At 41.7% G+C, this 26,674-nt stretch carries 16 protein-coding genes, 2 tRNA genes and 3 rRNA genes; 8 read left to right on the top strand and 13 right to left on the bottom strand.

The window, feature by feature from the left end; translation table 11 throughout:
- Positions 1-12: 12 nt before the first annotated feature.
- The 4 genes from AC1M85_RS03030 to AC1M85_RS03015 form a co-directional block, all read right to left on the bottom strand.
- Complete coding sequence (locus AC1M85_RS03030) at positions 13-1,170, bottom strand: acyl-CoA dehydrogenase family protein (protein WP_481588009.1); 1,158 nt, start codon at positions 1,168-1,170, stop codon at positions 13-15.
- 145 nt (positions 1,171-1,315) lie between these two features.
- A complete protein-coding gene (locus tag AC1M85_RS03025) occupies positions 1,316-2,929 on the bottom strand; it encodes an acyl-CoA carboxylase subunit beta (protein WP_092768482.1) in 1,614 nt (537 codons plus the stop codon).
- Between the two features lie 31 nt (positions 2,930-2,960).
- Entirely contained in the window at positions 2,961-3,842 is an 882-nt protein-coding gene (locus AC1M85_RS03020) for an SDR family oxidoreductase (protein WP_488213526.1), read from the bottom strand.
- Positions 3,843-3,914: 72 nt separating this feature from the next.
- Complete coding sequence (locus tag AC1M85_RS03015) at positions 3,915-5,714, bottom strand: acyclic terpene utilization AtuA family protein (protein WP_488213525.1); 1,800 nt, start codon at positions 5,712-5,714, stop codon at positions 3,915-3,917.
- 160 nt (positions 5,715-5,874) lie between these two features.
- On the opposite strand from AC1M85_RS03015, the gene AC1M85_RS03010 reads away from it, so the two are divergent.
- A complete protein-coding gene (locus tag AC1M85_RS03010) occupies positions 5,875-6,477 on the top strand; it encodes a TetR/AcrR family transcriptional regulator (RefSeq protein WP_481590889.1) in 603 nt (200 codons plus the stop codon).
- Positions 6,478-6,529: 52 nt separating this feature from the next.
- Here the strand turns inward: AC1M85_RS03010 and AC1M85_RS03005 are convergent, their stop codons facing one another.
- From AC1M85_RS03005 to AC1M85_RS02980, 6 genes are all read right to left on the bottom strand, one after another.
- A complete protein-coding gene (locus AC1M85_RS03005; RefSeq protein WP_488213524.1) occupies positions 6,530-7,693 on the bottom strand; it encodes an acyl-CoA dehydrogenase family protein in 1,164 nt (387 codons plus the stop codon).
- Positions 7,694-7,898: 205 nt separating this feature from the next.
- A 5S ribosomal RNA gene (gene rrf / locus AC1M85_RS03000) occupies positions 7,899-8,013 on the bottom strand.
- 180 nt (positions 8,014-8,193) lie between these two features.
- Positions 8,194-11,085 (bottom strand): 23S ribosomal RNA (locus AC1M85_RS02995).
- 379 nt (positions 11,086-11,464) lie between these two features.
- A tRNA-Ala gene (locus AC1M85_RS02990) sits at positions 11,465-11,540 on the bottom strand.
- A gap of 39 nt (positions 11,541-11,579) precedes the next feature.
- Positions 11,580-11,656: transfer RNA gene (locus AC1M85_RS02985), tRNA-Ile, on the bottom strand.
- A gap of 61 nt (positions 11,657-11,717) precedes the next feature.
- Positions 11,718-13,255: ribosomal RNA gene (locus AC1M85_RS02980) — 16S ribosomal RNA — on the bottom strand.
- The 16S, 23S and 5S rRNA genes sit together here with 2 tRNA genes alongside, the layout of an rRNA operon.
- A gap of 576 nt (positions 13,256-13,831) precedes the next feature.
- Between AC1M85_RS02980 and AC1M85_RS02975 the strand changes: the two genes are divergently transcribed.
- The 5 genes from AC1M85_RS02975 to AC1M85_RS02955 all read left to right on the top strand — a co-directional run bounded on the left by AC1M85_RS02975 (position 13,832) and on the right by AC1M85_RS02955 (position 17,912).
- On the top strand, positions 13,832-14,806 hold the full coding sequence (locus AC1M85_RS02975; RefSeq protein ID WP_481588734.1) for an MlaA family lipoprotein: 975 nt from the start codon (positions 13,832-13,834) through the stop codon (positions 14,804-14,806).
- A gap of 117 nt (positions 14,807-14,923) precedes the next feature.
- Positions 14,924-15,892, top strand: a complete 969-nt coding sequence (gene gigA, locus AC1M85_RS02970; RefSeq protein ID WP_481607842.1) for an RsbU family protein phosphatase GigA — start codon at positions 14,924-14,926, stop codon at positions 15,890-15,892.
- 112 nt (positions 15,893-16,004) lie between these two features.
- Positions 16,005-16,511 (top strand): anti-anti-sigma factor GigB, encoded by a 507-nt coding sequence (gene gigB, locus AC1M85_RS02965; protein WP_035268529.1) that lies wholly within the window; start codon positions 16,005-16,007, stop codon positions 16,509-16,511.
- 38 nt (positions 16,512-16,549) lie between these two features.
- Positions 16,550-17,377, top strand: a complete 828-nt coding sequence (locus AC1M85_RS02960; RefSeq protein WP_092768369.1) for a carbon-nitrogen hydrolase family protein — start codon at positions 16,550-16,552, stop codon at positions 17,375-17,377.
- Between the two features lie 109 nt (positions 17,378-17,486).
- Positions 17,487-17,912, top strand: coding sequence for an organic hydroperoxide resistance protein (locus AC1M85_RS02955; protein ID WP_179998598.1), 426 nt, complete (start codon positions 17,487-17,489; stop codon positions 17,910-17,912).
- 318 nt (positions 17,913-18,230) lie between these two features.
- Here the strand turns inward: AC1M85_RS02955 and AC1M85_RS02950 are convergent, their stop codons facing one another.
- Positions 18,231-19,928, bottom strand: coding sequence for a DUF4394 domain-containing protein (locus AC1M85_RS02950; protein WP_481593345.1), 1,698 nt, complete (start codon positions 19,926-19,928; stop codon positions 18,231-18,233).
- Between the two features lie 614 nt (positions 19,929-20,542).
- Positions 20,543-22,030: a type II secretion system ATPase GspE gene (gspE, locus tag AC1M85_RS02945; protein ID WP_488213523.1), complete on the bottom strand. Its 1,488-nt coding sequence runs from the start codon at positions 22,028-22,030 to the stop codon at positions 20,543-20,545.
- A 99-nt stretch (positions 22,031-22,129) separates the two neighbouring features.
- On the opposite strand from gspE, the gene AC1M85_RS02940 reads away from it, so the two are divergent.
- Both AC1M85_RS02940 and AC1M85_RS02935 read left to right on the top strand, forming a co-directional pair.
- Positions 22,130-22,948, top strand: coding sequence for a DUF432 domain-containing protein (locus AC1M85_RS02940; RefSeq protein ID WP_092768367.1), 819 nt, complete (start codon positions 22,130-22,132; stop codon positions 22,946-22,948).
- Positions 22,949-22,957: 9 nt separating this feature from the next.
- Positions 22,958-23,875, top strand: a complete 918-nt coding sequence (locus tag AC1M85_RS02935; RefSeq protein ID WP_035268545.1) for a mechanosensitive ion channel family protein — start codon at positions 22,958-22,960, stop codon at positions 23,873-23,875.
- 29 nt (positions 23,876-23,904) lie between these two features.
- On the opposite strand, the gene AC1M85_RS02930 is transcribed toward AC1M85_RS02935, so the two are convergent.
- Positions 23,905-26,616 carry a DUF2339 domain-containing protein gene (locus AC1M85_RS02930; RefSeq protein WP_488213522.1) on the bottom strand — a complete coding sequence of 904 codons (2,712 nt, stop codon included), beginning with the start codon at positions 26,614-26,616 and terminating at the stop codon, positions 23,905-23,907.
- Positions 26,617-26,674 lie beyond the last annotated feature (58 nt).

The raw sequence follows: 26,674 nt of genomic DNA, 5'->3' as shown, positions 1-26,674 counted from the left end.
CAGATCTCCTGCTTATTTTTTCTTACCAGGAAGAATGTCCATCATCTTACAGATAATGCCAAGCATGATTTCGTCCGCACCACCACCGATCGATACTAAACGACCATCACGGTAGAATTGTGCAGCTGGGTTATCTGCCATAAAGCCATTACCACCCCAGAACTGTAAGCAACTATCTGCAACTTCACGCGTTAAACGACCTGCTTTTAGTTTTGCCATAGATGCCATTTGCGTTACGTTTTCGCCTTCGATATGAAGTTCACAAGCACGATAGGTTAATGCTTTAAGCGCTTCGATCTCAGTCATGAGTTCAGCAAAACGGAAATGGATATATTGGTTATCAATTAATGGCTGACCAAATGTCGTACGCTCTTTAGTGTACTGAATTGTTTTTTCGATACATTGCAACATACCACCCATAGCATTAGCTGCACCCCACATACGTTCTTCTTGGAACTGAAGCATTTGCATCATAAAGCCCATGCCTTCTTGACCCACTAAGTTACGTTGTGGCACACGTACGTTGTCAAAGAACACCTGTGCAGTGGTACTTGAGCGCATACCTAATTTGTCTAATGGCTCAGAGAATGTAATACCCGGTGTGTTTGCTGGAACCACAATCATTGACTTATTAAAGTGTGGCTTACCGTCAGAGGTATTCGCTAACAAACAGAAAAAGTCTGCTTGAAGCGAGTTTGTGATCCACATTTTGTGACCATTAATAATGTAGTCATCACCATCTTTTACAGCTGTAGTTTTAAGTGCTGCAACGTCAGAACCTGCTTGGACTTCAGATACCGCAATCGCTGCAACTTTTTCACCTGCAACTGCTGGTGTTAAAAACTCATCGCGTAATTCTTTAGAACCAAAACGAGCAATCGCAGGTGTTGCCATATCAGTTTGTACACCCATCGCAAGTGCAACACCACCAACATTGATACGACCTAGCTCTTCTGCAACCACCAAGTTATAAGAATAATCGAGTGCTAAACCACCGTTTTCTTCAGGTTTACAAATACCTAATAAACCCAAATCACCCATTTTTTTGAATACTTCATGGATTGGGAATCGACCCGCTTTTTCCCATTCTGCTGTATATGGGTTGATTTCATTTTCTACAAATTGACGTGTTGTACGGCGTAGCGCTTCATGTTCTTCAGTAAATTTCATTTTTGTCTTCCTTAAAATTTCAATATTTGTTTTTAATCTTTAATCCCTCCTAACCTTCCTTTGAAAAAGGGAGGAGCTTTCTCACTTCATTTAAGAAAGCTATTTCCTCTCCTCTTAGGAGAGGGTTAGGGTGAGGTAATAAAAGTTAGAATCTTGGTACACCAAAACGTGTTGGATTCAATTCACGTGCTTGTGATTCATTAATGGTTTGCAATAAGAAAATCAGCAATTTACGTGTATCACGTGGATCTATAATGCCATCATCATGCAACATCGCTGTGTTGAATAATGCAGTCGATTGCGACTCTAATTTCATTGCTGTCGATTGCTCTAAGAAGTCCAACATTTGCTCATTTGGCTCCATGCCAGATTCACGTTGTTTCGCTTCCGCAACAATACGAAGTACCTTACCTGCTTGCGCACCACCCATCACCGCAACACGAGAGTTCGGCCATGAGAAAATAAATTGTGGGCCAAGTGGACGACCACACATCGCATAGTTACCTGCACCGTATGAACCATGTGCAATGATCGAAATCTTCGGCACTGTACAATTCGCAACAGCTTGGATCAGTTTAGAACCATGTTTAATGATGCCGTTTTGTTCTGCATCTGTACCCACCATAAAACCTGTGGTGTTATGCAGGAATAAAATTGGGCGTTTGGTTTGTTCACATAATTGAATAAACTGCGCTGCTTTTGCTGCACCTTGTGGTGTAATTGGGCCATTATTAGTAATGATGCCTAAGTGCATACCACCGACTTTTGACCAACCACACACTGTATGTGAGTCATATTCGTTTTTGAACTCGAAGAAATCAGAATCATCAACAATACGGGCAATGATTTCTTTCATATCCAAAGGTTGTTTTGGATCTGAAGGAATGATGCCAAGCAATTCTTCTGCCGAGTAACGTGGCTCTTTATATTCTGGTGTTTCAAGCTTAACTTGCTCTTTCCAGTTTAAATGCTTAAAGATTTCACGTGCGATACGGATACCATCAGCATCATTTTCTGCTAAGTATTCTGCTGTACCTGCCACTTGTGCATGCATTTCTGCACCACCCAATTCTTCAGCAGTTGCCACTTCCCCTGTTGCTGCCAATAACAATGGCGGTCCTGCAAGCAACATTTCAGTTTGCTTACGTACAGTAATCACATAATCAGAAAGACCCGGTTGGTATGCACCACCTGCTGTTGCGTTACCATGGACTACAGAAACTTGTGGAATTCCTTTTGCAGATAAACGTGCTTGGTTGGCAAATGTTGTACCACCGGCAGTAAATACTTCTGCTGCGTAGTTTAAGTTTGCACCACCACTTTCTGCCAAAGTAATGATTGGTAATTTTTGCTCTAACGCAATTTGGTGTAAACGAAGGCTTTTGTGTACACCCATTGGGGCAATCGTACCGCCTTTGATCGCACTGTTATTGGCAGCCACCATACAACGTGTACCATTTACAAAACCAATCCCTGCAATGATCCCGCCACCTGCTTCTGAACCATCTTTATCATCATGCATCTTGTAACCCACAAGACCACACAACTCTACAAATGGAGAATCTGCATCGAGCAACATACGTACACGCTCATGCGGTAAAATCTTTCCTTTTTTATCAAACTTAGGCTTAGCTTTATAAGAACGATCTAGCGCACTTTTTTGAATCGCTCGAATCTCTTCAATTTGCTCGAGCAATTTCGCTTTATTCTGTTCAAATACTTCGCTTCCTACTGCAACTTCGGACTGAATCACTGCCATTCCGTTTCCTCCTTGTTCCTTATAATCTCGATTAATTCTTTTCGTCTTTTTTCTTTAGTACATCTGGAATAAATGCACGGTGGAAGCCGTTATACGACTCACTGTTATTCGCAGTTGATAATGGGAATACACGTGTACCTTGTGATGCAGCACCATCAATACGTACGGTCATGCCTGAAACAAAGTTGGCCGCTTCAGAGAGTAAATATACAATCGCTGAAGACACTTCCGATTCTGTTCCCATACGTTGTAAAGGCACATTGCTTGAAAGGTTAGGGATAATAAATTCCGCCACAGGGCCAGAATAAGTATCCATACCTGATGAGATAATCCAACCCGGTGCTACACAGTTGACACGCACACCTGATTTACCCCATTCCACTGCAGCCGTTTTGGTCAAGTTATCAACACCTGAACGTGCTGCACCCGAATGACCCATACCCGGCATACCGCCCCACATATCTGCCGCCATGTTCACAATGGCGCCACCATTTTTTGCCATCCACTGGTTATAGGCTTCACGCATTAAAAAGAACGTTGCGTGTAAGTTATTACGGATGACCGCATCAAAACCATTGGCAGAAATACTTTCTAAAGTCGATGGGAACTGACCACCTGCGTTATTCACTAAACCATCGATGCGACCAAATTTTTCGATCACCTCGGCAATCATATTCTTCACTTGTTCTTCTTCGCGGTTATCACACACGATGCCATGTGCACGTCCGCCATCTTCAGTGATTTCAGCAATTACTTTTTTAAGTTTTTCGATCTTACGACCTGTAATCACCACTTGTGCACCAAGTGATGCAAGTTCATGTGCCGTACAACGACCAATGCCAGAGCCACCACCTGTCACAATCACGACTTTGCCAGCGAATGCATCATTTCTAAAAATTGATTGATAACCCATTGCGCATACTTCCATTTTTAATTGATGTAAATTATTTTGAATTGGGCACCATCTCGATGCCCAAATCTGTGCTTACAGTAAATCTGCAGGCACTTTCACTGGCATATCTAACAATTGCTGTGCAAAGGCTTTACCTTGTGGGTCAATACGTAAGCTCGCAACACCACCACCGCCAAGTGCATCAATCAATAAGAAGTTCATTGCATTTAAACCCGGTAATTCATAGCGACGAACTTCGCCACCTTCACCGCCTTCAAATACATGCTTCATATATTCAGCAACATTCGCTTCAGTTAAAGATGCACGAATCCAAGGTAAGAATTCTGGTTTACGTGCAAGCACACCGATGTTGCTGTAATTACCTTTGTCACCACTACGTGCATGTGCAACTTCAACCAATGGCACTTCAATTTCGTTACCTGTTAAAGTTGCAACTTCACCTGCAGGGATTGTTGGAATTTCTGCAAGTGGCTCACCATGTGGTACATCAACTTTATGACGCTCGCCATTGATATCCACTTCAACATTTAGTTGAGATTTTTCTACCAAGAACGAGAATAATTTAATCACTGGAGATGGTTTTGGACGACCACCCACAATACCTGTTAATGCAGGTGCCATACCTGTTGAAGCTTGTGCAATCTCAGAAGCAAAGAACATACATGCTTCTTTAAACATATGTTTAACGGCAATTTTCACCACAACTTCACGTGGTTTTTGCACACGGCGGTTTGCACCGTACGTTGTTTCTGTACCTAAAATCTCAATTGATTTTTCAGTAAATGGCGGAATCGAACGAAGCGCCATTACACGTTCAACTTTATTTAAAATCGCATTAGAAACTGCATAGGCTTTTTCTTCTGCATCTTGGCCTGCAAGTAAGAAGCTGACTAATACACGGTTACCATCAGGATAGGTCGTGCTTACTTTGTAGTGTTGTGTCGGTGCTGTACCTTTTGCACCTGTAACCAATACACGGTGCTCACCGACTTGCTCAAGTTTTACTTGGCTAAAGTCAGCAGTGACATCAGGCAATAAATAAGCTTGTGGATGACCAATTTCATACACAATTTGCTCGCCCACAGTACCTGTAGAAACTAAACCACCTGTACCATTTGGCTTAGTGACGATAAATGATGAATCTGCTTTCACTTCAACAATTGGGAAGCCCATGTTGTCAAAGCCTTCAACCAAACGCCAATCTGTGAAGTTACCGCCAGTACATTGTGCACCGCACTCAATCACGTGACCTGCAAGTGCAGCTTGTGCTAATTTATCGTAATCGTTTAAATCCCATTTGTATTCATGCAATAAAGGCCCAATCACCACAGCCGAATCCACCACTCGACCTGTGATCACAATGTCTGCACCTAAATCCAGAGCATCACGAATACCTACGGCACCCAAATAAGCATTACTACTTGCGACATGTGGAGGAAGATCCTCACCATTAAACATTTCTTTTATATTTTGTTTTTGAAGTTCAGTGTGCTGATCCATTAAATCATCACCAAGTACCACCGCTACTTTCAAATCTAAACCAGCATTTTTGATCACTTCTTGAAGTGCATCACTGCATGCCAATGGATTTACACCGCCAGCATTACTTACAACTTTGATTTTCTTGTCGGCAATTTTTTTGATGAGTGGTGTCATGACACGACTAACAAAGTCCAATGCATATCCATGAGAAGGATCTTTCATTTTGGCTTTTGCCATGATAGACATGGTGATTTCTGAAAGATAATCAAATACTAAATAGTTAATATCCGACATATGTACTAATTGAAATGCAGCTGTGTTGGTATCTCCCCAGAAACCTGAAGCACATCCAATTTTTACAATTTTTTGTTCATCCTGAATATTTGTCATAACCATCTCATTATTCTGTTTAGAATTTAAGCTTAATCTACCAAGCAAGCGCTTGGTTTGTAAAGTGCAAAATGTTATTATTATTTGCAAATCTGCTTATTGCGCTAAAATTTGCATGGAAGCAACGCGTTTAGAAAACAAAATAGGATAAAATAACAAGATGATTGCGACCTCTATTGACCAAATTCAACCGATAGCCTGCTTTGACGATACACCACGTGGTCGTTTACTTTTGGGGGCAGCTTATTTATTCCATAAACAAGGTTATGCCAAAACCACTGTTCGTGAACTCGCACAGTTTATTGGTATCCAATCTGGAAGTTTATTTCATCATTTCAAAACCAAAGACGATATTTTGGCGCATGTGATGGAACAAACCATCATTTACAATCACGCTTGCCTTGAAAGTGCCATATCCACTTCAGACCATCCAGAGCAACAACTCAAGGCTCTGATTAAAGCTGAACTCGATGCGATCTCTGGGGATACAGGTTCCGCTATGGCTGTATTGGTCTATGAATGGTTTTCACTTTCTGAGGAAAATCAGAAGAAACTATTAAAATTAAGAAATGATTATGAAGGGATATGGCTGAGTGTCATCAAGGTATTACATGACAAAGGCAGAATTAAGCACGATCCTTTTATTTGGCGAAGACTGATTGGTGGGTCAATCGCTTGGACCGTAACTTGGTACAATCCAGAAGGGAAAATGTCACTTGATGAGTTAACCAATATCGTCTGGGATATGGCAATGAATGCTTAACTTTATATCTGATTAATTAAAAAAGGTGGCTTAAGCCACCTTTTTATTTCTTTTAGAAGCTCAGCTGTCGGCTTGCCAAATCTTTCATAATTTCCTCAGCTCCACCGCCTATCATATTCACTTTAACTTCGCGATATATACGTTCAGATTTCATGCCACGCATAAAGCCCATACCACCTAGTGTTTGAACGGCTGCATCAGCGCAGAATTGCATAGTTTGCGTTGCTACGTTTTTAAGCATACAAATTTGTGCAATCATTTCATTCCCTTGAAGTTCAGGACGACCCATTTTATATGCCGTATCTTCAAGTAAAGTGCGAGTCGTTTGTAAACGTGTTGCCATATCTACCAATTTATGACGAACAACTTGATGATCTACCAAGCGTTTACCAAAAGTACGTCGCTGTTGAGCCCAATCTAGAGCTTCTTCATAACAAACTTTTGCATAACCATAACTACTCGCAGCCAAGAAAAAACGTTCCATATTGAAGTTATTCATGATAACAAAGAAACCCATATTCTCAGGACCAATCAAATTTCTTGCAGGCACTTTAACTTGATCGAAGTGCAAATGAGCGGTATCAGACGCCCACCATCCCATTTTATCTAACTTCGTTTTTGTAATACCTGGCGTATGGGCATCAATCAGTAGCATTGAGATACCATTGGGTCCCTTTCCTTCAGGATCAGTTCGAACGGCAACAGTATAGTAATCAGCACGAATACCAGAAGTAATAAATGTTTTTTCACCACTAACTATATAGTAATCACCTTCTTTTACTGCTTTTGTTTTAAGTGCTGCAACATCAGAACCTCCGCCTGGTTCTGTAATTGCTAAAGCAGAAATCTTCTCACCTGATAAGATTTGTGGCAAAACCTCTGCTTTAACATCTTCACTTGCAAAGCTATTGATTGGCGGTGCACCGATCATATGTGAAAGTAAGGAAGCGATTAACCCACCTGATGCCGCCTTTGCCAACTCCACACATCCCAATAAAGTATAGAATGCATCTGTATCTGGGATACCACCGTATTTTTCATCAAAACCTGATGCCATCAATCCAACTGCTGCAGCTTTTTTGTAGAGTTCTCGTGGAAAAGTTTCAGCTTCGTCCCACTCATTTACATAGGGAATAATTTCTTTTTCTACAAATTTTTTTACTGCATCGGCAAATGCAAAGTGTTCATCTGTGTAATAGATCGGATTGTATTGCATCAACTATGTCCCTGAAATTATTTAAATCCTCATAGGCATACTGACATTTATTGTTGTTTTTTTAATTGCAAGAATCATCAATCTTTTGGCATAAATTAACTGAATGGAGCTTCTTATTTAATTACAAGGTTTTAATTATTTTGAAATTCAATTTTTATATATAAAAAAACACCCCCTTGTATTGAAGGGGGTGTTTAGAATAATGAGCTGGCGATGACTTACTCTCACATGGGTAACCCCACACTACCATCAGCGCTAAGAGGTTTCACTTCTGAGTTCGGGAAGGGATCAGGTGGTTCACTCTTGCTATTGTCGCCAGCACAACTGTTGTGACTTTGCTTGGGTCTTATTCGCATGTATTGTTTGCGTGCCTTTGCTTGGTCAAAGAAGTTATTAACAGCTATTTGAGTTGCTTTAATTTGTGCAGTTTAGCGTTTTATCTAACTAAATCAAGTTATTTGTCATGATTTGAACCACAACACCAACTGTTTGGGTGTTGTATAGTCAAGCCTCACGAGTAATTAGTATTGGTCAGCTTCATACGTCACCGTACTTCCACATCCAACCTATCAACGTTGTAGTCTTCAACGGCTCTTTAGAGGACATAAAGTCCTTGGGAAATCTAATCTTGAGGTAGGCTTCCCGCTTAGATGCTTTCAGCGGTTATCCCTTCCGAACATAGCTACCCGGCGATGCGACTGGCGTCACAACCGGTACACCAGAGGTTCGTCCACTCTGGTCCTCTCGTACTAGGAGCAGATCCTCTCAAATTTCCAACGCCCACGGTAGATAGGGACCGAACTGTCTCACGACGTTCTAAACCCAGCTCGCGTACCTCTTTAAATGGCGAACAGCCATACCCTTGGGACCTGCTTCAGCCCCAGGATGAGATGAGCCGACATCGAGGTGCCAAACACCGCCGTCGATATGAACTCTTGGGCGGTATCAGCCTGTTATCCCCAGAGTACCTTTTATCCGTTGAGCGATGGCCCTTCCATACAGAACCACCGGATCACTAAGACCTACTTTCGTACCTGCTCGACTTGTGGGTCTCGCAGTTAAGCGCGCTTTTGCCTTTATACTCTACGCGTGATTTCCGACCACGCTGAGCGCACCTTCGTACTCCTCCGTTACTCTTTAGGAGGAGACCGCCCCAGTCAAACTACCCACCAGACATGGTCCTCGCTCCAGATAATGGAGCAGAGTTAGAACCTCAATATTACCAGGGTGGTATTTCAAGGACGGCTCCATAGAAACTGGCGTTTCTACTTCAAAGCCTCCCACCTATCCTACACAAGTAAGATCAAAGTTCAATGTCAAGCTGCAGTAAAGGTTCACGGGGTCTTTCCGTCTAGCCGCGGGTACACCGCATCTTCACGGCGAATTCGATTTCACTGAGCCTCTGCTGGAGACAGCGCCGCCATCATTATGCCATTCGTGCAGGTCGGAACTTACCCGACAAGGAATTTCGCTACCTTAGGACCGTTATAGTTACGGCCGCCGTTTACTGGGGCTTCGATCAAGAGCTTCGCTTACGCTAACCCCATCAATTAACCTTCCAGCACCGGGCAGGCATCACACCCTATACGTCCACTTTCGTGTTTGCAGAGTGCTATGTTTTTAATAAACAGTTGCAGCGGCCTGGTTTCTGAGGCTGCCAGTAGCTCAAGGAGCAAGTCCTATCACCGCCGGCAGCGTACCTTCTCCCGAAGTTACGGTACCATTTTGCCTAGTTCCTTCAGCAGAGTTCTCTCAAGCGCTTTGGTCTACTCGACCTGACCACCTGTGTCGGTTTCGGGTACGATTCCTGTGTAACTGAAGCTTAGAGACTTTTCCTGGAAGTATGGTATCAGCCACTTCGCTAGTAAACTAGCTTGCTATCGATTCTCAGCATAGAGTACCCCGGATTTGCCTAAGATACATGCCTACAATCTTCCACCTGGACAACCAACGCCAGGCTGACTTAACCTTCTCCGTCCTCTCATCGCATTACACAGAAGTATTGGAATATTAACCAATTTCCCATCGACTACGCCTCTCGGCCTCGCCTTAGGGGTCGACTCACCCAGCCCCGATTAACGTTGGACTGGAACCCTTGGTCTTTCAGCGAACGGGTTTTTCACCCGTTTTATCGTTACTCACGTCAGCATTCGCACTTCTGATACCTCCAGCAGACTTCTCAATCCACCTTCATCGGCTTACAGAACGCTCCCCTACCACTTGCAATAAATTGCAAATCCGCAGCTTCGGTACATAGTTTTAGCCCCGTTACATCTTCCGCGCAGGCCGACTCGACTAGTGAGCTATTACGCTTTCTTTAAAGGGTGGCTGCTTCTAAGCCAACCTCCTAGCTGTCTATGCCTTCCCACATCGTTTCCCACTTAACTATGATTTAGGGACCTTAGCTGGCGGTCTGGATTGTTTTCCTCTTGACTACGGACGTTAGCACCCGCAGTCTGTCTCCCGGATAGTACTCATTGGTATTCGGAGTTTGCATCGGTTTGGTAAGTCGGGATGACCCCCTAGCCGAAACAGTGCTCTACCCCCAATGGTATTCGTCCGAGGCGCTACCTAAATAGCTTTCGGGGAGAACCAGCTATCACCAGGCTTGATTAGCCTTTCACCCCTATCCACAAGTCATCCCCTGGCTTTTCAACGACAGTGGGTTCGGTCCTCCAGTAAGTGTTACCTCACCTTCAACCTGCTCATGGATAGATCGCCTGGTTTCGGGTCTACACCCAGCAACTAAACGCCCTATTAAGACTCGATTTCTCTACGGCTCCCCTATTCGGTTAACCTTGCTACTGAATGTAAGTCGCTGACCCATTATACAAAAGGTACGCAGTCACCACACGAAGTGGCTCCCACTGCTTGTATGCATGCGGTTTCAGGATCTATTTCACTCCCCTCACAGGGGTTCTTTTCGCCTTTCCCTCACGGTACTGGTTCACTATCGGTCAGTCAGGAGTATTTAGCCTTGGAGGATGGTCCCCCCATATTCAGACAAGGTTTCACGTGCCCCGCCCTACTCGACATCATCATGTAAGCCCTTTCGTGTACAGGACTATCACCTACTATGGTTGCACTTCCCAGAGCATTCCACTAAAGCTTACATAACTTAATGGGCTTTTCCCCTTTCGCTCGCCGCTACTGAGGGAATCTCAATTGATTTCTTTTCCTACGGGTACTGAGATGTTTCACTTCCCCGCGTTTGCCTTGCAACACTATGTATTCATGTTGCAATACCTATCTTATGATAGGTGGGTTCCCCCATTCAGAAATCTCCGGATCACAGGATATTTGCCGCCTCCCCGGAGCTTTTCGCAGGCTATCACGTCTTTCATCGCCTCTGACTGCCAAGGCATCCACCACATGCACTTAATTACTTGACTATACAACCCCAAACAGTCGTTCGACCCTACAAGTAGATCGTTCAACATTACAGTTTGAAGTACTGTGTATCTAAACACTGTACAGCTTCAATTCAAATTCATATACCAAAACGCTTGATTCAGTTAATTTCGCTAGTTCTCATTTCAATCACTTCAACTTAATAACTTACGTTATCTCGTTTCCGCTCTTTCTATGAGTATGAACAAATTATTTCAACTCAAATATATGCTGTTAATGATTCACTACGTCTTCGTCAGATCGCAGTCAACTGTGATAAATCACAGAGCTTAATAATCAAGGCGTGCAGTATACACAGCTTTATTACTAAGCTCTATAAGCTATCAACTCGTTTGCTTACTACGTATTCGAATGAATACGTGGTGGAGACTAGGAGAGTCGAACTCCTGACCTCCTGCGTGCAAAGCAGGCGCTCTACCAACTAAGCTAAGTCCCCAGCTTATCATTTAGATCAATGTATCGTATGAGTATGTCATGGTGGGTCTGACAAGACTTGAACTTGTGACCCCACGCTTATCAAGCGTGTGCTCTAACCAACTGAGCTACAGACCCTCAGATACATCGTCATGAAGAACAACTTGTTGTGGATTCTTACCAATCGTCAATCTTTCGTTAAGGAGGTGATCCAGCCGCAGGTTCCCCTACGGCTACCTTGTTACGACTTCACCCCAGTCATCGGCCACACCGTGGTAAGCGTCCTCCTTGCGGTTAGACTACCTACTTCTGGTGCAACAAACTCCCATGGTGTGACGGGCGGTGTGTACAAGGCCCGGGAACGTATTCACCGCGGCATTCTGATCCGCGATTACTAGCGATTCCGACTTCATGGAGTCGAGTTGCAGACTCCAATCCGGACTACGATCGGCTTTTTGAGATTAGCATCCTATCGCTAGGTAGCAACCCTTTGTACCGACCATTGTAGCACGTGTGTAGCCCTGGTCGTAAGGGCCATGATGACTTGACGTCGTCCCCGCCTTCCTCCAGTTTGTCACTGGCAGTATCCTTAAAGTTCCCGGCTTAACCCGCTGGCAAATAAGGAAAAGGGTTGCGCTCGTTGCGGGACTTAACCCAACATCTCACGACACGAGCTGACGACAGCCATGCAGCACCTGTATGTAAGTTCCCGAAGGCACCAATCCATCTCTGGAAAGTTCTTACTATGTCAAGACCAGGTAAGGTTCTTCGCGTTGCATCGAATTAAACCACATGCTCCACCGCTTGTGCGGGCCCCCGTCAATTCATTTGAGTTTTAGTCTTGCGACCGTACTCCCCAGGCGGTCTACTTATCGCGTTAGCTGCGCCACTAAAGCCTCAAAGGCCCCAACGGCTAGTAGACATCGTTTACGGCATGGACTACCAGGGTATCTAATCCTGTTTGCTCCCCATGCTTTCGTACCTCAGCGTCAGTATTAGGCCAGATGGCTGCCTTCGCCATCGGTATTCCTCCAGATCTCTACGCATTTCACCGCTACACCTGGAATTCTACCATCCTCTCCCATACTCTAGCTTCCCAGTATCGAATGCAATTCCCAAGTTAAGCTCGGGGATTTCACATCCGACTTAAAAAGCCGCCTACGCACGCTTTACGCCCAGTAAATCCGATTAACGCTCGCACCCTCTGTATTACCGCGGCTGCTGGCACAGAGTTAGCCGGTGCTTATTCTGCGAGTAACGTCCACTATCCAAGAGTATTAATCTTAGTAGCCTCCTCCTCGCTTAAAGTGCTTTACAACCAAAAGGCCTTCTTCACACACGCGGCATGGCTGGATCAGGCTTCCGCCCATTGTCCAATATTCCCCACTGCTGCCTCCCGTAGGAGTCTGGGCCGTGTCTCAGTCCCAGTGTGGCGGATCATCCTCTCAGACCCGCTACAGATCGTCGCCTTGGTAGGCCTTTACCCCACCAACTAGCTAATCCGACTTAGGCTCATCTATTAGCGCAAGGCCCGAAGGTCCCCTGCTTTCTCCCGTAGGACGTATGCGGTATTAGCATCCCTTTCGAGATGTTGTCCCCCACTAATAGGCAGATTCCTAAGCATTACTCACCCGTCCGCCGCTAGGTCCAGTAGCAAGCTACCTTCCCCCGCTCGACTTGCATGTGTTAAGCCTGCCGCCAGCGTTCAATCTGAGCCATGATCAAACTCTTCAGTTTAAAATCAATAGTACCTAAAGGGTACCAATCTTGGCTCATCAATTACTGACAAAAAATTTGCTCAAATAAACTTCGAGAAATTTCTACCAATTATTAATGATAATATATATCGATCAATCAACCAGTAAAAATCCACACAAGTTGTTCTTCATAATCTCTTAATGATCTTCTTAATGCTTCGTCAGCATCAAGCTAGGTCGGCTATATTACCCTTTCTTTTCAGAAAGTCAACTAGCAATGTTAATTTATTTTCTAACTTATTCCCAAAACTTAGATCCAACCTATTAGGCTAAATCCTTGTTTTTCAACAAGTTTTAATCAACATCACCGCCGATGGATGTGCATTCTACAGGATTTCATATCCAATGCAACCTCTTTTTTAAAATTTAATTATATTTTCTTAACAAGTGATTATATTTTCTACAAAATCACTCTTTTTTCACGGTTAATTCACATTTTTTGTGCAAATATACTTTAGTAAACTGCTTTCAACTCTCGCTATAATGGCGTTATTCTGTTCATACTTACTATTTATTTAATAAGACTAATATTCAGCTTTTATTCTAGGATGTTTTTATGCAGTACTCTCAACTTATTTGGGTCAGTATGTTAAGTATTGGTTTAGCAGCACCCGCTTACGCCAAACAACCTGAGATTGCAGGCAATAAAATTGCTGACGATACTGCATTATCAACATCTGATAAGTTGTCTACCTCAAATGATAATAACCAGCCTTTAAACAACGATATTGCTAAGGCTTCACAACCAGCTTTAGAAAATTCAGTTAACACCAATGGATCTATCAAAGATTTAAAAAATTTAAAAATTGATAATTTCAAAGTCAATGCAACAGCAGCATTACCTGAAAATGAAAAAGATCCACTTCAACCTTTAAACAGACAAATCTACGCATTTAATGATGTTGTCGATCAAAATGTCTTGCGCCCTATAGCCGTGCAGTACGCTGATAAAGTTCCAGAACAAGTTAGAGATTCATTACGTGGCTTCCGAGACAATTTGGGTGAGCCATGGAATGCTGTAAATCAGGTTGCTCAAGGTCGCTTTAAACGTGCCGCACAAACGTTTGGTCGTTTTACATTAAATACAATTACAACGCTTGGTTTCGCTGATCCTGCACGTCGCTTATCTCTGCCAATGGAAGATGAGGATTTTGGAACTACTCTAGGCTATTACGGTGTCCCTTCTGGTCCTTACCTCGTTCTTCCTTTTATGGGACCAAGCACCTTCCGTGATACTGTTGGTCGCGTAGTAGATAGTCAGGCACGCCCTCAAAAATATTTACTCGATGGTCATGATCGTATCTATTATAGTGACTGGGCACTTAGCGCATTAGATACACGTGCTCAACTTTTAGAGATTGAACAAGTCTTGCAAGGTGACAAGTATGCAGCAATGCGTGATGCCTACTTACAACGAAAAAACTATGTTATTGCTGAAAAACGCGGTCTAGAAACGGGTTCTGGGCTATTTATTGAAGATGATTTTTCAGATGATGAATCCTTCATGGATGAGTCTATGGAATCCGAATAGAAGCCATATGCAAGTTAAAGTCTAAATCTTCTGTTTTTAGACTTTAACTTGGCGTTCGATATAAGTTCGTCTAAGATAGTTTTATAAATAAAGCATTTAGGATTGATTCTTTCATCTATGTATTTCATTCAACCCACTCGTGACATCCATCTTCTAGATAGCGTTCTAGAGGCTCTGCCGAGTTTACAAATGATTCATATAGATGATCTTCATCTTTACGATTCAACCATCATTGCCATTAGTGATGTTAATGATTTTCTGCAATTTAAATGGACTCTCCCTACGATCGTGATAGGTCATGCAGATGAGGGACTTCAACTCTCGCAAGCATGGGAACTTGGTGCACTCGCTGGCTGGATTTGGGATCGTCTTCCAAAAGACCTCGCAAAATCGATTGCTAAAATCGAAGCAAAATACAAACGTAATCAGGACAGCCGCGACCTGCCCTCCGCAGCCGAATTACAAAAAAAACTATTACCCAACCCAATCGACCTGCTTAATTATGAAGTCGAGACTTTATTTCAACCGTCTGCTTATTTATCTGGTGATTGGTATGATTATTGGAAACTCAGTGATCGTGAAATTTTATTTTATCTCGCGGATGTTTCTGGGCATGGTGTAACAAGCTCACTTCTTACCTCTTGGATGGCTGCATTTCACGGTAGATCGAAAACCCCACGAGAACTCCTCAAAAAACTTAATGGCATGCTTTTACAAGAGAACATCGAAAAGCATATTACAATGATTGCAGGCACATTGAATCTAGAGACCCACCAGCTTAAGTGGTCAAGCGCAGGGCATTACCCTCCAGCAATTATCTTTGAACCTAATCAGGATGCTCGCATCCTCAACACCAGCAGCTTTCCCTTAGGTCTTACTGAAGATCTCGAAATTGAAGAGTTTGAATGTACGTTGAATCGTGGAGCTCGTTTTATTATTTGCTCAGATGGTGCACTTGAACCTTTTGATGGTGGATTGAATGAACAATTTACACAATTGGTCTATCACTTGCAAAATCAATCATTCGAAGTTCCTGAACATGTTGCAGATGATATTGCAATACTCAGCTTCCAACGTCTAAATTAAGTTAATAATCAATAGTGTAGCTGTTTATAAATCGATCTACGACTGAAGACTACTTGAGTATCGACTTGCGCTATGTGATAATTTTAGCATCCTTTCTGCAAATGGCATTTATATGTCAACAGGTCATGTTGAATATGCAAGCTTGGATGGTACGCACATTTTCAAACTCATTGGAGAAGTGCGCGCTCAATCTTGTATAAGCCTTGATAAATTATTATCTCGGATTGAACAACAACAAAACGTCGTAGGCGCAATTGTTGATTTAACTCAAACTACATTCATAGACAGTACTGTGCTTGGAATCCTCGCAAAACTAGGATTAAAGCTCAAACAAGTGCATCAAGTTCAAGCTGTTATGTTATCTACTAACCCAGATATCACTACACTTGCGAACAGTATGGGTCTTGGTCAGGTTTTCGTAATTTTAAACTATTGCGGAGATCCGAATGTGTGCACGCGCGCTTTATTGGACGAACACATCACACATAATGCAATGCTTTCAACTGTATTAGATGCTCATCGTACATTAATGAAATTAAATGCTGATAACCAAAATATGTTCGAGCCTTTGGTTAAACAATTAGAACAACAACAAGATACCATCGATCACAGCATCTGATATTCTCTTAAGCATACTGAGCGCTTAAGGAGAACCTCATGACAACCTTACTTTCTGTCACCCAAATGAACTCCCAAAATGATATTGAAAATAACTTTCAAGTCATTGAATCATTGTTAGCAAAAAGTAAGAATCAAGGGGCCTCCTTGATCGTTTTCCCGGAGAATTTCGTTTGTTTTGCGGCAGGCAAACAGCGTGAGACTGCTGAACGATTTGAAGAAATACAATCTCGTTTAGAACAACTTGCTCATCAATATCAAATGTGGATTGTTGCTGGGACACTCCCCTGTCCTTTTCGCCCAGACGGCACCATTGTGCCAGATGGTCGTGTCAGAACAACCAGTCTTTGTATTAGCCCTGAAAAGACAGAAGCACGTTATGACAAGATTCATTTATTCGATGTTCAAGTCGGTGATGCGGTAGGTGGATATCAAGAATCTAAGTTTTTTGAACCAGGTGATCACACCGTCATTGCTAAAACTCCATTTGGCAATATTGGTTTAATGGTCTGCTATGACCTTCGTTTTCCTGAACTTGCTTTAAAGCTGCGCGCACAAGGCGCAAATATTTTAACAGCACCTTCTGCTTTTACTTACACGACAGGTCAAATGCACTGGCAATTACTTTTACAAGCTCGTGCCATGGATAGTCAATGCCAAGTTTTAGGCTCAGCTCAACAAGGGTGGCACGGTGAAAAAAGACAAACCTGGGGTCACTCTGGTGCTGCGAATTCTCGTGGTCAATTGTTAGATATCATCTCTGAAGAAGGTGCTCAAATGATTACAGTTCCGTTTGACATCGATGAACAGAAAAAAATTAGAGAATCGATGCCATTAATTCAGCATCGTAAACTCATTCAGCTTTAACCTGCTCACACATAAAAAATTGAATACCAAGCTTTACAAAATTACCGCTTATCATTCCTTTTAAATCAGAGAGTATAGATATTCACCTATACTCTATCTGGAAGGAATCATGTCATTAGAAAAAGTTGTTTATACCGCACATGCAAAAGCTACTGGTGGGCGTGATGGTCGTGCTACATCATCAGATCAAATTTTAGATGTTCAGCTCGCTGTACCAAAAGAAATGGGTGGTCCCGGTGGTGGAACAAATCCAGAGCAATTATTTGCTGCTGGTTATTCTGCATGTTTCTTAGGTGCGATGAAATTTGTTGCCAACCGCGATAAATTGAAAATCACACCAGATGCTTATATTGAAGGTGAAGTGAGTATTGGTCCTATTCCAACTGGTTTTGGAATAGCAGCCACTTTAAATATTCATCTGGAAGGCTTGGATAAAGAGCAAGCTCAAAAGCTAGTAGATGCTGCTCATATCGTTTGTCCATATTCAAATGCAACACGTGGCAATATTGATGTGACCTTGAATGTGATTGTTTGATCCAGTTGTTTCAATCCTAAAAATCACGCTGATATGCATATTGCATCTCAGCTTTTTTGTGGTTATAAGTTAATTTCAACTTAGAAAAAGAAATTTTATGTTAGGTGGGATCAAGTAGATTTATGTGTATCTAAAGGAATAATGACTCTTTGCCTCAGCTTGCAGTAATCAGTCCTGCAGCTTAATTTAAAGAAAAATAGTGATTTGGAGATACCTCCACTAACTAGTTCAGTATCTCCAAAATTTCCGTCTTCAACTATATCAATTCAAAAGTACATATGTCTTTTTAACTATTACTCTTTTAATCTAGCAAGTAAACTATTTAAAAAGTATTGCTAAGTCAATTAAGGCGGGCGTTGTAATTGAGCCGATCATTGACTTCATAACACTAGGCGTCCCATTAACGGAAATAGCTGGACGTGCACGAGGAGTTGTAAGTGCTGTATCGCTATTTAGATCTATACGGTATAGGATAGAAGCACCATTATTGTTGCTTATTGCCGCTAGAGCTAATCCATTATCACCACCAGCAATATCGAAACCATCATTCAAGCTTAAGTTCACGCCAAGACTACCTAATCTCACCAATGTTCCATCATTGGGTGGAACTTGCTTCGTCAGTAACTGATTGGCCTGATCTAGATTAAATAATTCGGTGCTAAGAGCTGAAATAGGTGTTTTAAAACTGTTGGTATATGCCGCAGCGCTAATCACTGCATTTGTGATCCCATTAATTTTGCCATCTTGAATGGTTTCACCCGTATCGACATTGATTCGCAGATTTTGCCCTGAATTACTGATGACTCTTAAACGGTCAGCCGTTGGATTGAAGTCAACAGCAAACTGTGTGCCGTCTAGAGTACTAAAGTTACTACCCGTGCCTGCTTTAAGTGCAGTCACAAGTGTTGCAGCACCAGAATTTGGGTTAATGGTATACAAGTTTGCTTGATTAGTTAAACCATATAGTGTATCGGTTTTATCAGCAGCAGTACGTAATCTAAAATCAATACCTACGAATTTCTCATTGACCAATACGCCTGTAATTTTTTGTTCGGTCGTATCATTTGGACTATTGATTTCAAATCTAATTAAAGAATTATTATTGGTCAACCCAATTCCTTTTGAAGTGGTTTCTTCTGCTCGATTAAGCGCAATCCCACGAATGGAGGTTTGACGATATTCGTTAGGCAAGTCGCTTGTCTCAAAAATAGCGTTATTGGTCGTTCCGACTTGAGCAAGATTAACTTGAAATAGTTTATATGCACCCGAGACTTTTAATGCAGCAAAACCAATATTATTTATTGGGTCTATATCAAAACCACCGTTATTCGATACATCCTGACCTAAGGGTGCAGAGATACCTAATGTTCCGGCATTTGCATTTTGCAGATAAATGCGATCTGTCGAAGATTCGATACTGTATAATTTTGTACTTGCCGTTCCAGCAAAAGCATTGGTATAAGCTGCGGCACTTACTTCGGTTGTAGCATCACCAACCCGACTAATTTCTCCATCGGTGATGGTGAGACCTGTATCAACATTAACTCTTAGGTTTTGACCATCTTGACCAATAATTCTTAGACGATCCGCAGCAGGGTTGAAATTCACGCTAAGCGCATCAGGATTGGAAGTAATTTTACTAAAAGCTGCATTACCATCTGTCGTATCTGCTGGATCAGCTGTCATTTTAATAACGAATTTTGCTACTCCAGAACTTGGATTTAACGTGTAAATATTACCCAACAAACCTACTGCATATAACTTTCCATCACTTGGACGATGGTCCATTCCAACCAGCTGATCCCCAGAAACTAAACCTGAAATTTTAATATTTGAAATCAGCGAACTAGGTTGGTCGTGATTGAGTGAGCTAATCATACCGTCACTGGTCAGTACCAAGAGATTACCAGTAGCATTTGTTGGAGGAATAGGCTCAGATGAATTTGAATCATTACATCCAACTAATCCGATACCACCGAGTGCGGTGAGGGTGCAGATGAGTGTTTTGAGTTCCATGTATAATTTTCCTTAATTACTGATATTTGATTTTGAAGCACTTCTGATTACACGGTTCAATATGTAAAACAACTCAGCTTTGCTGAGAAACACGTCGAGGTATCTTTAGACTTGGAAAGGATCATTCTATAGTTAAGCATGTAGAATACATAGAAATGTAGATCTTCAAGTTCAATGTCTGTCGCATGTTAATTAACCATATGTTTTTATTATTTTTTAGTAAATATATGTTTTATAGCTATTGTTTTGTATTGTTAGATCTATTTGGTAATACTTCACAGATTTTTTACATTAAGTATGAAACCAAATGCAAAATTAAATTATCACATTGCAAAATCTAAATATTACATAATCTTTAATTTTGTAAAATAATTTTAGTGAGATGTCTTACTGTAATGGCGTTTTGACATAAGATAATTCATAAATATTCCTATAATTCACCTTATAAACCTTATTCAAAATTATTTTTATTTATTAATGTAATTCATTACCTTATGCGAATGCGAAATGCCCAACTATTATAATTGAGCTCTTTTGTTGAATCCTCAGCTTTCGAGCTTAATTTCAAATCAGCGCTTCTTCGTTTTATCGAGAATTATTAAATAATCTCTGAATCACTCCGCCGCTTCATTTGTTACTCGAAGTACTTCCTCTAATGTACTCTTACCTTCAAGCACCTTTCGTAATCCATCATCACGTATCGAACCTGACTGCTGGCGAGCATAGTTTTCAACTTCAAACTCTGCAGCATTCCCGTGAATCAGACGGCGCATTCCATCATCAACAGGGACGATTTCATAAATGGCGGTACGACCACTAAAACCTGTATGCGCACAATGTTCACACCCCTCTGGTTGAGGCAGATTGAGCGCAATACCATCATGGACATTCTTAAAAATTTCTTTTTCAAAGTCATCCGCGGCACGCCAACTATGACAATGCGAACACAAAGTACGAACCAATCGTTGCGCAATCACACCAATTAAAGAACTCGACAGAAGAAATGGCTCAATTCCCATGTCTTTTAAACGCGTCACTGCACCAATCGCAGTATTGGTATGCAACGTCGACAATACCAAGTGACCCGTCAAGGATGCTTGCACAGCAATTTCTGCAGTTTCTAAATCTCGGATCTCCCCCACCATTACCACATCTGGATCTTGACGAAGCATCGCTTTCAATGCACGCGCAAATGTCATATCCACTTTAGTGTTAACCTGAGTTTGTCCAATACCTTCAAGTTGATATTCAATTGGATCTTCCGCGGTCAAAATATTCTTAGATCCGTCATTTAAATCCGAGAGTGCAGCATAAAGTGTCGTCGTTTTACCAGAACCTGTCGGTCCGGTCACGAGAATGATACCGTGAGGACGATGCACTAATTGGGTTAATCGCTCGTAATCATCTTTCATCAGACCCAAATGGGTCATATTTAAACGACCTGCTTGCTTGTCTAAAAGACGCATTACTACGCGCTCACCATGTGAAGAGGGTAAAGTCGAAACACGGACATCCACCTCACGACCTGCCAGTCGTAAAGAGATACGACCATCCTGAGGAATTCGCTTTTCAGCAATATCAAGTTTTGCCATTACTTTAATACGTGAAACTAACAATGGGGCAAGTTCACGACGTGGTTGCACGATTTCTCGAAGTTGCCCATCAACACGTAAACGAACCGATAACTTTTTTTCAAAAGCTTCAATATGTATATCTGATGCACTCACTCGAATGGCTTCGGACAATAATGCGTTAATCAATCTAACAATCGGAGCATCGTCTTCCTGATCCATCAGATCTTCTGCTTCAGGTACTTGATCGGCTAAACTTAACAAGTCAGGATGATCTTCTAAACCAGCAGCCACTTGCTGAGACTCGCCTGTCTCGCCAGCATAACTTGAACTGAGTAACTGACTAAAATCTTGTTCAGTCGCCAATTGATATTTGGCTGTATGCCCCACGTAACGGCGTGCTTCTTGCAAAGCAACCAAAGCAGTATCTTGACGACGGACAATAAAAACTTGATCCCCTTCATAACGCAACAAAACGCCATGCTTTTTTGCAAAACTATACGGTATTTGTATTTGTTTAAGTACTTGCATAAGGGATGATAATCATGATTAAAATTACCTCGAGTGTACTCTAAGCATTTGACAGCGTGAAGACAGTTTTTTAATGAATTTATTTAAGGATATTCCCTATTGTCACTAGATCAGAAACTTGAGCAAAACCCTTCGACTTTAAGATGGTGGGGTGAGCAGCATTTTGAACTCAATCAAGTGCGTGCTTGGCAATTTGGTTCATTGCTCTTTCGACTCACTCGTGGCTTACAAGAATGGCGCATGGAGTACTACCGTCCTCAAATTCAATACGACTACGAACAAAAGTGGCAGGAAATGGATGACCCCCATTTTTCATTTCCTCGTCCAGTGCATGTAGAACGTTACATGTTCAGGGAAACTCACCCTAAAATTCAATTGATACCACGTCTTGCAGATCGATCTGTGGTGATCCGTCCTGTAGACCCAATTTACATTCCAGCTGGTCAACGTGGCACGCTTTATATTAGTACCCCTCTGTGGCTTTCAGGTTATGTCGAAAGTCAAAAGACCCCATTATTCGATATACCGGTCATTATGCCTAAAGATACATGGTTCGGACCTGATCAACGCAGTGGTGAAATGTGTTACGCCACTTCAGTTGATGGTCGAACAGAACTAAAACAACTTCGTCCACGTGCATTTCGTGCAGTCACTCCAATTGACTTTCACAATGTCAGTGGACATCAACTCCGTTTCGATCGAATGAATGTACCTGTTCCTGCCCTGCCTTTGTTTTATAGTGAAAGTACAGAGCGATTATGGACGTCACAAATTAAAGTCATTCACGAAGGGATGGATCGACCAGCACGTATTCGTATTGAAAATCGCACCCCACCATTGGCTGGTGATGTAATTTATGTCAATCCAGCACGTGCCCCAGGTAGTACTTTATTTAACATGTTTGATTCATTCTTCTAAGGGGGGCATATGGCAGATAGTCTTACCGGCACCATTGCTGATAGCCTCAAAAGTATATTTACCAATATCAATACGGATCGCCTAACTGAAATTATTATTGCGATTGTGCTTTGCTTTATTGGATTCCTTTTTGCTCGAGTCGTTTCCAATACTTTTGTGAGAACGATCGGCGCCAAATTTAATGCTCATCAGCGTTTGGTATGGCGGCGCGGTATTTTTTATTTTATTTTCCTCATCTTTGTGATGGCGAGTTTAAAAGAAGCAGGTTTTAAATTAAGTGTATTTCTAGGTGCCGCTGGTATTTTGACCGTAGCGCTGGGTTTTGCATCTCAAACCTCTGCGACGAACTTGATCAGCGGTTTATTCTTGATTGGTGAAGGTTCTTTTGAAATTGGTGACACCATTCAAATTACGTTAATTCGTGGACATACCATCGAAGGTGAAGTGATCTCCATTGATTTACTGTCTGTCAAATTACTGACTCAAGATAATGTCTATGTCCGTTTACCTAATGAGCAATTAATTCGTGCTCCCGTACACAACCTTTCTAAATTCCCGATACGGCGCATCCCCATTACACTTGCAATCAACTTTCATGAAGACATCATTAAAGTACGAGAAGTTTTATTAAAAGTGGCAAACAGCTATCCTTTAGTGTTAGCAGATCCCAAACCTGCTGTAACGGTAACCGCATTCCGTGAATCTTCAATCGAATTGTTATTCGCCATTTGGTGCCAACAGGAAAACTTTTTAAAAGTGCGTGATGAAATGCAAGAGCGGATTCGAAACGGTTTTGTTGATCACCATATTGAAATTCCTGTACCTAAAATGGGTTTTGTTGATCGCCCTCCACAACCCTCGTTAACAGATGAGGAAATAGACCAATACGCCAATGCTAAGGAAATCAAAAGAGAGCCTAAATTATAATGAATTAAGGTTAATGCTTGATCTCAGGATCAAGCATTAGTCTCTTCTACTCGTTTTTGCTCTGGCGCTGGAGCGATGTACGCAATAATCAACATTAATCCTCCCGCGCCTAAAAATGATAAAACTCGACTTAGAGTGCCGATATGGGATAAATCTAACAACACCAACTTAAAAGTCACGATCGCCAAAATACTTGCACCAAACATCCATACCACTCGATTATGGATGATAGCGGCATATTTCATCACAATGAATGCCATGACCACCCACAATAATGTCAACGCCAATTGCACTGCAGAATCTTGCCAAATGATCCACTGGTTATAAGGTGTAGCAAAATAAAAATGTAAGGCTCTCAGAAGTACATAACTACTTACCCATAGCACAGCGAGTAAGATCAAGAATGCGCCAAGTGTTCGCTCTAGCCCCATTCTGATTTGACTGCGAAGCACCTGAATAAGCACCCACAAACCAGTCAGACTGACGAAATCAATAGGGTTTAAGATTGGGATAAAATATTTCCAAAAGGGTTCTACCACCCAAATTTGTGAGCTGACAATCCAGCACAACAATAAAATGAGGCTAGTCTTAGTTAACCAAAGCTTATTCAAGTCTGTTGTTTTAGAAACACTATAGCCATAAAGTATCAACGGTAAAAGAACAGCTCCCATCATAGGTGACATTGAAACTACACCCACACTGGCACAAGCTAAAGAAGCGAGTCCACCAAAGGCGATCCATTCATTTTCGTACTGAGCATTTGAAATTGGTTTTAACCACAGATAGCTCAGGCCCAAGCAAGCCAAGATAAACAAGCCTTGCGCACCAAATGACTGCCAGACGATGACTCCTTGAGTGTATTGATCGATCAGCATAATAGCTGCGAACACTACAATAGGAATCAGCCCCAACCATTTTGGTAATAACCATGACCATGAGACTACTTGGCGCGGTTGCAACACAAAATTGGCAGCAAAATAAATCGCAGTTGTGAATGCAAGTGTGTAGATTAATCTCATCGGTTCACTAAAACTTTCCACACCTTGATAAAGCAGTAAAAGACTCGCAAAAAAAGAAAAAATAGACAGGAAAATTTTATCTGACAGTGTCAGCTGTTTTTGATAACGCATCACAACATTGGAGACCACAATCGCAAGGATATAACTTAGACCTAGTAACCATGGGATGATATTTGGAATTGATGCTAACTCGATCAAATAGTATAAATACGAAAATAATCCAACTGTTAACAACGCATAACCTAATGTTCGCCCTACCCTAAACTCACGATGCAAACCCCACATTAAAATAAGAAGTCCTTCAATGATCCACCCGATCACACTCCATACTTGTGGGATCAAGATCGGCGGGACAAAACTTAGAAAAATAAAACCTAACATTAAATAATTTTGTTTAATCGCCGTATCAAATTTCGCATGCTGCACAACTTTAAAAATCGCAAAGTGAGTCAATGCAAAACCCAAACACAAGGCAATTTGAACCGATGTTTGATCTAAATACATGAGATGTAAAAATGCATATGCGACCAAGGGACTGACATAAATCAATGCGGAGTCAATAATACGCTGACCTAAATGAGCTTGATTTTGATGTGTAGCGAGCTGGTTAAATCTGAAACCCAACCAAATAAATACACTCGCATGTGCAATAACTAGACAGGATAAAACGAATCTCTCTGCAACACCGCCATTCAAAAAGGCATAACCACCACCGATAACAACAATGAGCAGCAACGCTATTTGAGTGAGTATTTTCCATGGATGTAATGTACAAATTACACCTACAACACTATTGACCGCTAGATAATAAGACAGTAATTGAGCTGAGGAAAAATCTGCATGAGGTAATGTGAACGGTGCAATATAAGCAACCAAAACTCCCATCAGGGAAAGCTCCACTGACCGCTGTTTTAAAATCAGTATGACCAACGACAGCATGCTCAAGCTGTAAAGCGTAATCGTATTAATGAGATTTAACAGATCATAGTGATAAGCAAATAGAATACTTAATAACAATCCCGCAAAACCCAGTCCTTGTAAAGCAAGACCAAAGCCGCGGTTTTTTTTCTGTATATGATAACCAAAGGCAACACATATGACGGCGATGACAGCAACAGCCAAAAATTTGATTGAAAGACTTAAGGTCCAATGTTCAACCATATATCTCAATAATAAGACGACCCCAATCACTAGGACGGTAATCGCAACTTTGAGAACAGGATTACCATGAAAGATCCATCGTCTGATTTGCATCCCAAAACCCAAATCATGCTGCTGATTTGTCTGGATTCCCTCTGAATCTTGTAAAATACTTGTGGTGCTGGTCTGATCGTCTCGATCTAGTTTTATTAGCTTTTCCTGCAAAGCACCGATTTGAATTAATCGACCCTCAAGTTGTCGCAACCAGTTTAGAAAAAAATAAATCCAGAGTGTTAAACCTAATCCAACCAACCATGTCCAATCGAACAAGCTGCCAATTAGTGCAAGAAATGACGAAATATATAAGGGCAATCGTGATGTATTCTGTTTCGAATAATGAGTCTGTTGCTCAATGTTGGTAAGCGGTTTTTCAATATGATGGGCATATTGCATAACACTTATGAGGAATGCAGCAACACATAAAAACGTAATGATCGGCAACCCTAGAACCCAAGTACTGATCGCTACTATGATGAGTAGCATCAACCAAATCATTTTTATTTCACTATATTGCTTCAGCATACACATCATTCCTTTTTAGCTAGATTGATGATACCTCAGCAAGAATTGGCATTTTGCG

The sequence above is a fragment of the Acinetobacter sp. 24-47-64 genome (assembly GCF_057737055.1).
This window is presented reverse-complemented; position numbering and strand designations above follow the sequence as displayed.

What these genes read in the sequence shown, in the direction of transcription:
- gspE (WP_488213523.1), bottom strand. Translation starts at nt 22,030, where the DNA reads ATGCAAGTACTTAAACAAATACAAATACCGTATAGTTTTGCAAAAAAG.
- AC1M85_RS02950 (WP_481593345.1), bottom strand. Translation starts at nt 19,928, where the DNA reads ATGGAACTCAAAACACTCATCTGCACCCTCACCGCACTCGGTGGTATC.
- AC1M85_RS03020 (WP_488213526.1), bottom strand. Translation starts at nt 3,842, where the DNA reads ATGGGTTATCAATCAATTTTTAGAAATGATGCATTCGCTGGCAAAGTC.
- AC1M85_RS02930 (WP_488213522.1), bottom strand. Translation starts at nt 26,616, where the DNA reads ATGCTGAAGCAATATAGTGAAATAAAAATGATTTGGTTGATGCTACTC.
- AC1M85_RS03030 (WP_481588009.1), bottom strand. Translation starts at nt 1,170, where the DNA reads ATGAAATTTACTGAAGAACATGAAGCGCTACGCCGTACAACACGTCAA.
- AC1M85_RS02975 (WP_481588734.1), top strand. Translation starts at nt 13,832, where the DNA reads ATGCAGTACTCTCAACTTATTTGGGTCAGTATGTTAAGTATTGGTTTA.
- AC1M85_RS03005 (WP_488213524.1), bottom strand. Translation starts at nt 7,693, where the DNA reads ATGCAATACAATCCGATCTATTACACAGATGAACACTTTGCATTTGCC.
- AC1M85_RS03015 (WP_488213525.1), bottom strand. Translation starts at nt 5,714, where the DNA reads ATGACAAATATTCAGGATGAACAAAAAATTGTAAAAATTGGATGTGCT.
- AC1M85_RS02960 (WP_092768369.1), top strand. Translation starts at nt 16,550, where the DNA reads ATGACAACCTTACTTTCTGTCACCCAAATGAACTCCCAAAATGATATT.
- AC1M85_RS02935 (WP_035268545.1), top strand. Translation starts at nt 22,958, where the DNA reads ATGGCAGATAGTCTTACCGGCACCATTGCTGATAGCCTCAAAAGTATA.
- AC1M85_RS03025 (WP_092768482.1), bottom strand. Translation starts at nt 2,929, where the DNA reads ATGGCAGTGATTCAGTCCGAAGTTGCAGTAGGAAGCGAAGTATTTGAA.
- gigB (WP_035268529.1), top strand. Translation starts at nt 16,005, where the DNA reads ATGTCAACAGGTCATGTTGAATATGCAAGCTTGGATGGTACGCACATT.
- gigA (WP_481607842.1), top strand. Translation starts at nt 14,924, where the DNA reads ATGTATTTCATTCAACCCACTCGTGACATCCATCTTCTAGATAGCGTT.
- AC1M85_RS03010 (WP_481590889.1), top strand. Translation starts at nt 5,875, where the DNA reads ATGATTGCGACCTCTATTGACCAAATTCAACCGATAGCCTGCTTTGAC.
- AC1M85_RS02955 (WP_179998598.1), top strand. Translation starts at nt 17,487, where the DNA reads ATGTCATTAGAAAAAGTTGTTTATACCGCACATGCAAAAGCTACTGGT.